Raw genomic sequence first — 8,068 nt, 5'->3', positions numbered from 1 at the left:
GCGATCCATTCCGCGCTCGAAGCGAGCCGTCCCGCGCCCGAAGTGAGCCATCTCGCGCTCGAAGCAAGCCAAACCTCGCCCGAAGTGAGCCAACCCTCGCCCGAAGCGGGTCATCCCACGCCCGAAGCGAGCCATCCCACGCCCGAAGCGAGCCATTCCGCGCCCGAAGCGAGCCATCCCACGCTCGAAGTGAGCCATCCCGCGCCCGAAGCGATCCATTCCGCGCTCGAAGCGAGCCGTCCCGCGCCCGAAGTGAGCCATCTCGCGCTCGAAGCAAGCCAAACCTCGCCCGAAGTGAGCCAACCCTCGCCCGAAGCGGGTCATCCCACGCTCGAAACGAGCCTTCCCGTCCCGAATAGCAAATTCTACGTCTGATCAAGTAAAGAATATCCACTCTTTATTAACTATTAATTGTTAAATAATAGAAATAAAACCATATAAAAACTGCTTTTCTAGTTCGTTTGTTTTGAATATTTCTAGATTAAATGGTATAATTACCTTGAATTAAAGATATTTAATTCAATTCTTCTATTTCCGTTTTAGAAACATCGCAGTAGATTATTCATCAAAAAATAGGAGGTATGAAGTATGAAAGCAGCAGTATGGTATGGCGAGAAAGATATCCGTGTGGAAGAACGTGAACTGAAGCCTTTGCAAGACAATGAGGTGACAGTGCGCGTAGCATGGGCAGGTATATGTGGTTCGGATTTACATGAATATCAAGAGGGACCAGTGTTTATTCCGGTTGATGCGCCACATGAATTAACTGGACAACAGGCACCGCTCGCAATGGGACATGAATTCGCGGGTGTAGTAGAAAAAGTAGGGAAAGACGTAACTTCTATTAAAGTTGGCGATCGTGTTGCAATTAACCCTATGTATACATTCGGTTATAAACATGAAGATGTAGATGCTTATGATGGTTTCCAATTCATCGGCTTAGGGTCGGACGGCGGTTTTGCTACATATGTAAACGCAGGTGAAAACCATATTTATAAATTGCCAGAAGGTATGACATTACAAGATGGCGCATTAGTAGAGCCTACAGCAGTAGCTGTACAGGCAATCAAAGAAGGAAATATGCAGTTTGGAAATACAGTAGCGGTATTTGGAGCGGGTCCGATTGGATTGCTCACAATCATCGCAGCAAAAGCAGCGGGTGCAAGTAAAATCTTTGCGTTTGATCTATCGGATCAGCGTTTAGAGAAAGCTAAAGAACTCGGTGCTACGCATGTATTCAATTCTGGTCAAGTAGATCCAGTACAGGCGATTAAAGAAGTTGTTCCTCATGGCGTGGATGTATCCTTTGAAGTTGCCGGTGTTGCACCGACTTTCAAACAAGCTATCGACGCAACACGTGCTCGTGGAACAATGGTTATTGTATCCATCTTTGCTCGTCCAATCGAATGGAACCCAATGCAATTGACGAATACGGGCGTGAAAGTGACATCAACCATTGCCTATACACCAACTACGTTCCAACAAACAGTTGATTTAATCGGAACGGGTCAGTTGAAGCCACAAGGAATCATCACTTCTCAAATTGAATTGGATGACATTGTGGATAAAGGCTTTGAAGCTTTGACGAATGATAAAACACAATCAAAAATCTTAGTAAAACTAAGCGGAGAAATGTAATACTCTCCATTTCATGAGGCAGCCAAGTTTTGGCTGCCTCTTTTGTTTGTCCAAAGCGAGCCCATCCAATATGCAAAAAGGCGGAATCCTTCCGTTGACATATGATATGATGTAGGATATTCATCTAGTGAACGGAAAAGAGGGATCTTATGATACATGTCGGATTGACAGGATGGGGAGACCATCCGGATGTCTATTCATCAACCTCTAAAAAAAATGAAAAACTCATCGATTATAGCTCCCACTTTCCGATCGTTGAACTCGATGCATCTTTTTACGCCATTCAGCCGGAACGGAATATCCGGAAATGGATTGCTGAAACGCCTGATGACTTTCAATTCATCGTAAAAGCTTATCAAGGAATGACAGGACATCAGCGTGGCAAACTGCCGTATTCTTCTCAAGAAGAAATGTTCCACCAGTTCAAGCTTTCCGTAGAGCCGATGCGGATTGCCGGGAAGCTTGCTATGATTCTAGTTCAATTTCCGCCTTGGTTTGATTGCAAACGTGAAAATGTGGAACAGATTAGATATATCCGAAGGCAATTGGAAGGTTACGATGTAGCAATCGAGTTCCGCCACCAATCATGGTACGCTCCATCTATGCAGGAAAGGACACTTTCATTCCTGAAGGATCTAGATTTCATTCATACTGTTTGTGACGAGCCGCAAGCTGGAGTGGGCAGTGTTCCACTCGTTGCAGAAACGACACGGAGCGATAAAGTTTTCGTTCGCTTGCATGGCAGGAATATGAATGGGTGGCGCAATGCGACGGGAGATCAGGAAGCTTGGCGGAAAGTCCGTTATCTCTATAATTACGCGGACAATGAATTAGAAGAATTTCGGGAAGCCGCTTTGAAATTAGAGAATGAGGCGGAGAACGTTTTCGTCGTCTTTAATAATAATTCTGGTGGCCATGCAGCAGAGAACGCGAAACGCTTTCAAAAAATGATGGGCATTGACTTCCAGGCACTTGCACCAAAGCAGCTAGATTTTTTTGAGGAGGAATAAGAATGGCGTTTCTGTTATTGGCACTGATCGGTGCAATATCCGGAGTGATGGGGTCGATTGTCGGCCTCGGCGGGGGAACTATCCTCGTACCGCTCACATTATTAGTAGGAATTGACTTAGGTTGGATTCCGGGCATCACTCCGCAAACAGTAGTAGGAATTTCAGTCATTATGATGATTTTTAATGGCCTTTCTTCCACGATTTCGCATATGAAAGGGAAGACTGTCGACTTTCGGACGGGATGGATTTTTTTCGCGGGTTCCATACCGGGCCTGATGATCGGGGCGTTTGTCAACAAAGGGATTGATTTGTCATCATTTAATTTATACTTTGGTATTTTGCTCATTGTACTTTCAATTCTTTTACTTGCACGCAAATATTTAAAGCCGATCCAATGGTTTGTTGAGCATGGCAAACCGAGGACATTTATTGACCAACATGGGGAAACCCATGTGTATGGCTATCCGATCTGGTTTGCACTCATTCTTACATTCATTATCGGATTTTCGTCTGGCCTTTTCGGCATCGGCGGCGGAACGATGATTGTACCAGCGCTGATCCTTCTATTCTTGTTTCCACCGCATGTTGCAGTCGGCACATCGATGTTTATCGTCTTTTTGTCAGCTATCGTGAACTCTATTACACATATCTCATTAGGTCATGTCCCTTGGCTATACGCACTTCCGGTCATACCAGGAGCGTATATTGGCGGCATGATCGGGACAATGCTCAATAAAAAGATGAACTCAGATACGTTAGTGCTCGTTTTACGACTTATGCTGTTATTATTCGGAGTGAGGTCAATTATTGAGGGAATATGGGGTTGAGACATGGAACGCCAAGTAGAAACTATCCATTTATATCATACGAATGATATTCATAGTCATTTTGACAGCTGGCCAAAGATCAATAGGCATTTGCATTCGCGGAGAGAGCAGCACAATGTAGATGAAGAGGCGTGTTTCATCTTCGATGTCGGTGACCACGTGGACAGATCTCACCCGTTCACGGAAGGGACATCTGGCAAAGGAAATGTCGCATTGCTGAACAAGGCTGGATATGATGCTGTCACAATCGGTAATAATGAAGGCATCACGATGTCTAAAAGGTCTCTGAACACCCTTTACGAAGGGGCGGATTTCGATGTCGTCCTTTGTAATTTGTATGACATGGACAAATCGGTCCCAAAATGGCTGAAGCCTTATTTGATCTATGAAACGGCTGCAGGCATTCGCATCGGTGTCATCGGCGCCACTGCAATGTACACCGATTTTTATGCAAAGTTGGGCTGGCATATCGGTGAGCCGAGGCAAGCTGTCAAACAATTGACTGAGCAAATCAGGCATAAAACAGATGTCATTGTGATCCTTTCGCATTTAGGTGTACATGAAGATAGGCTGCTCGCTGAAGAATGCGAGCAAATTGACGTCATTTTAGGAGCGCATACCCATCATTTATTCATAGAAGGCGAAATGGTGAATGACACATTGCTAGCCGCCACAGGAAAGTTCGGAGAGTATGTAGGCCATGTTAAAATCAAATTCGCTGTGGATCATAAAGCAGTCGTCGAAAAGAAGGCTGAAGTCGTCCATGTACGCGAGCTGGCTAGCGCAGAAGAAGATATACAGGAAGTAAATGATTTGATTCAAGCCGGAAAAGATGCGATGGAAGAGAAAGTCTTCTACAATCCAAGTCATTTAAAGCAACAGCTATTCGCGGATAGCCCGTTGTCCTCCTTTTTTGGGCGAGCGTTAATTGACTATACAGAAGCTGATTGTGCCATGTTCAACGCAGGGATTTTTTTAGGGAGCCTCGAAAAAGGCTGGGTCACAAAACGAATGGTACATGCTTTGCTCCCACATCCTATCAATCCATGTACAATTACGTTGGATGGGGCGGAATTGCTCGAGGTTTATAAGTTGGCTGGCAATGAATCTTGGCCGGAAACAGAAATCAAAGGGCTCGGTTTTCGTGGCACGTTCATGGGAAAGATGATATTTGAACGGCTTTTTAGGAAAAGTGATGGCGAGCTCTATGCGGGCAATCGAAAAGTAGTCCCTGGAAAAACATTCACATTGGCAACGCTTGATATGTTCACATTCGGTTTCTTTTTCCCGGTATTGAAAGAGGCGGAAAAAGAATATCATATGCCAGAACTAATTCGAGATGTCTTCACTTGGTATGGGATGAAAAGCGTTAGTCGAAATACGATGAACGAAACCGAATAGGACGCAACCACGAAGAATGAACGGCCTCTGTCCTGCATAATATTAGGCAGGAGGGGTCGTTTTGAGATTTTACGGGCAACCGTCTCGAAATTATAGAAAAAGAAACCGTTATCGCCGTTCCAGTCATCCTGGAGGGCCTCGCCGTAAACGTCGCTTCTTGCCGCTAATCTTCCCTGCAATTCTTATTACAATCGCCTTCTTTATCTACTACGTAAATTCAAAATTAACCCCGATCTATATTCAATATGCAGAAGTCCAAACGGAAAAAATAGCGGCTCACGTCATAACACAAGCGATTAAATCACGTTCAACGGCCATTTACGATGTCAATGACGTCATTGAAATTGTGGAGAATGACTCTCCAGGAATGGTAACGAATACATTGAATACGGATATCATTAATAGGACGATGGCAGAAATACATGGTCTCGTCGAATCTTATTTGGATATGGCGGAAAGCGGCAATTTGGAAATGCTACCGCGTAGCGAGAATATCGAATATGATCCCGATTCGATGGAAGCTGATGGGGGAGTCGTCTTTTTCGTTCCGATGGGTCAAGCGCTCGATATCCCGCTACTCGGGAATTTCGGTCCGAAAATTCCAATCCGATTCCATGTCATTGGGGATGCAAAGACGGACGTAGAAACGGAAGTTAAAGAATTCGGCATTAATAATGCAATTGTTGAAGTGAATATTTTAATTACAGTGAACGTTCAAGTCATCGTTCCTATGGCGACTACACAAAAAAAGGTTGAACAAAGAATACTCGTTGCCATCGGTTTGCTCCAAAGTCCGATTCCACAGATTTACAATGGAGGGGGCGGAAACCCTCCTCAAATCGAAGTGCCGTTTCCAATTACAGGAAGCGGACAATAAGCACTTGAAATAATGCCGAATACCTGATAGGCTAGTAGAGCAAAAAAGAACACCGATTAGGTAGAGGCTGCAAGGCTTAAGAGTAATGGACGTGAGAGTGGCATTGATGACCGTCCGTGAAAGGAAGTTTTGCCGAAGCATGTAATGGGTTGCCGTTCCATCCATGCTGGGGTCATTTCGAATAGGAATGACACTGTCATGCATATTGCATGATGAGCTACAGATCGTATGTTAGATAAAACATCTTAGATTATCCGACTAACGAACCGTAGAATATGCCGATACTTGATACACTGTCTAAGTGTAAAAGGTGTCGGCTTTTTATTTTCATCTTAGTTTATTCATCTAGCTGCGGGTGGCAACCTCTCGGGTCATAAGTCAGCTCCGCTACACGGCAGAGAACGCCGTTTCGCAAATCTACCTTATGCCTGTCGCGGTTTACCGCCACCCTCCGCTTTTGTAAACCATCAAGGAGGAATACATTATGATAGGCACTTGGGTTTCGATAGTACCGCCAATCGTGGCAATTGTCATGGTGTTGGCGACAAAAAGGGTTCTCTTATCACTAGGATCGGGAATTGTGACGGCTGCATTGTTAGTTGCAAGTTTCTCACCTATTGATACACTGCAAAATCTTTGGGATGCGGCGATCGTCTCTTTCTGGGCTGAAGGAGAATTAAACGTATATAATATTTACATCATGATTTTTATTTTGTTATTAGGTGTAATTACAGCACTTGTCAGTTTGTCAGGCGGGAGCAGGGCTTTTGCGGAATGGGCGATTCAGCGCATTAAAACGAAACGCGGGGCAAAACTGCTAACGGTGCTGCTAGGACTTCTCATCTTCGTCGATGATTACTTCAATGCGTTGGCGGTAGGCCAAATTGCTCGTCCTATTACCGATCAGCATCGTATTTCACGGGCAAAACTTGCGTATTTCATTGATTCTACATCCGCTCCAATCTGTGTGGTATCGCCAATCTCCAGCTGGGGAGCATTTATCATTGGCCAGTTGGCTCTCATTTTTGGAACGTCTGCTGCTATTAGCTACTCGCCATTATCAGCGTTTATCTTGATGGCACCGATGAATTTCTATGTAATTGCCACGTTGGCAATGGTGTTTTTCTTTGCTTGGACGAATATTGATTATTTTGGAATGAAACAACACGAAGTGCGTGCACAAGAAAAAGGAGAGCTGTTTGATCCTGAAAAAGAGATACCGGGACAATTAAAAGAGGATTTTCCTACCCATTCTCATGGACGTGTGATGGATCTCGTTGCGCCGATTGTTACCCTCGTCATTATGACGTTAGTGATGATGCTTTGGACAGGCTACCGAATCGGCGGCTCAACAAGCATATGGACAATTTTCGAAAATACGGATGTTCCTTTGTCATTAATGGTAGGAGGTATTGCCGGTACCGTATTAGCAGCAATCCTTTATATATCCCAGATGGGCAAAAACGAAACCGCTTCGTTTAGCCTTTTAGGCAAAGGATTCATCACTGGTGCCCAATCGATGCTGCCAGCCATTCTCATTTTAATCTTTGCGTGGGCTTTATCACATTTAATTGGCGTGTTGGAAACGGGGCCATTCTTATCTCATGTTGTGGAACAGTCTAATGTGCCCGTTAACTTCCTTCCAGCAATTCTATTCATCCTTGCAGGATTAATGGCATTTTCGACCGGGACTTCTTGGGGCTCATTCGGCATCCTTCTTCCGATTGCCGGAACAATTATGATTAATGCCGAGCCTGAACTGCTCCTTCCTTCGTTATCTGCTGTCTTGGCAGGTGCCGTATTCGGAGATCACGCTTCACCAATTTCCGATACATCCATTCTGTCTGCGACAGGAGCAGGCTCCAATTTGATGGACCACGTTTCAACGCAGCTTCCTTATGCTGTGATTTCCGCAGGCATTGCAGCAATCGGCTACTTTGTCCTCGGGTTTACAGGATCGGTTTGGATCGGGCTCGTTGCAGTCTTAATCTTAATCGCTGTCCTGTTCACTGTATGGGTGTCGAAAGGTAAAAGAACAATTTCACTCTAATAGGTAGACAAGCTGTCACAACCACCGCATAGTATTCGGTGAATGTGGCAGTTTTTTTTGTTGCGAATACTATTTGACAGCAAATTTGAGTCGGTCTTTTTTTGCGCGACGAATTACCTACTAATAATATGAAATATCCAAACAGAATGATAAATTAGTATAGACTAATAATTAAGTTTGTTTTACAATGGACTTGTCCACACAAAAAACGGTATTTTCTGATAACTGAAAAAAGGAATGGGTTGAAAGTATTAGAAATACCAAC

General features: G+C 44.4%; 6 protein-coding genes, 1 pseudogene and 1 riboswitch. All 7 genes and pseudogenes read left to right on the top strand.

Translation table 11 applies throughout. The features are described 5' to 3' along the window. Window positions 1-375: pseudogene (locus MHZ92_RS20860) on the top strand (hypothetical protein); the annotation flags it as partial. A 213-nt stretch (window positions 376-588) separates the two neighbouring features. After that, on the top strand, window positions 589-1,638 hold the full coding sequence (locus MHZ92_RS20855; protein ID WP_239433644.1) for a 2,3-butanediol dehydrogenase: 1,050 nt from the start codon (window positions 589-591) through the stop codon (window positions 1,636-1,638). A 149-nt stretch (window positions 1,639-1,787) separates the two neighbouring features. Beyond that, entirely contained in the window at window positions 1,788-2,648 is an 861-nt protein-coding gene (locus MHZ92_RS20850) for a DUF72 domain-containing protein (RefSeq protein WP_239433643.1), read from the top strand. A 2-nt stretch (window positions 2,649-2,650) separates the two neighbouring features. Then, a complete protein-coding gene (locus tag MHZ92_RS20845) occupies window positions 2,651-3,475 on the top strand; it encodes a sulfite exporter TauE/SafE family protein (RefSeq protein WP_239433642.1) in 825 nt (274 codons plus the stop codon). Window positions 3,476-3,478: 3 nt separating this feature from the next. Beyond that, a complete protein-coding gene (locus MHZ92_RS20840; RefSeq protein WP_239433641.1) occupies window positions 3,479-4,876 on the top strand; it encodes a bifunctional metallophosphatase/5'-nucleotidase in 1,398 nt (465 codons plus the stop codon). Window positions 4,877-4,937: 61 nt separating this feature from the next. Next, window positions 4,938-5,753 (top strand): sporulation protein YunB, encoded by an 816-nt coding sequence (gene yunB, locus MHZ92_RS20835; RefSeq protein ID WP_239433640.1) that lies wholly within the window; start codon window positions 4,938-4,940, stop codon window positions 5,751-5,753. 53 nt (window positions 5,754-5,806) lie between these two features. Further along, window positions 5,807-5,981, top strand: a riboswitch (Lysine riboswitch). Window positions 5,982-6,237: 256 nt separating this feature from the next. Beyond that, entirely contained in the window at window positions 6,238-7,803 is a 1,566-nt protein-coding gene (locus MHZ92_RS20830) for a Na+/H+ antiporter NhaC family protein (protein ID WP_239433639.1), read from the top strand. Window positions 7,804-8,068 lie beyond the last annotated feature (265 nt).

This window comes from Sporosarcina sp. ACRSL, assembly GCF_022346605.1.
In the GTDB taxonomy this organism is placed as follows: Bacteria; Bacillota; Bacilli; order Bacillales_A; family Planococcaceae; genus Sporosarcina.
This window is presented reverse-complemented; position numbering and strand designations above follow the sequence as displayed.

Coding starts and splice junctions, on each gene's coding strand:
- MHZ92_RS20855 (WP_239433644.1), top strand. CDS start 589: ATGAAAGCAGCAGTATGGTATGGCGAGAAAGATATCCGTGTGGAAGAA.
- MHZ92_RS20850 (WP_239433643.1), top strand. CDS start 1,788: ATGATACATGTCGGATTGACAGGATGGGGAGACCATCCGGATGTCTAT.
- MHZ92_RS20845 (WP_239433642.1), top strand. CDS start 2,651: ATGGCGTTTCTGTTATTGGCACTGATCGGTGCAATATCCGGAGTGATG.
- MHZ92_RS20840 (WP_239433641.1), top strand. CDS start 3,479: ATGGAACGCCAAGTAGAAACTATCCATTTATATCATACGAATGATATT.
- MHZ92_RS20830 (WP_239433639.1), top strand. CDS start 6,238: ATGATAGGCACTTGGGTTTCGATAGTACCGCCAATCGTGGCAATTGTC.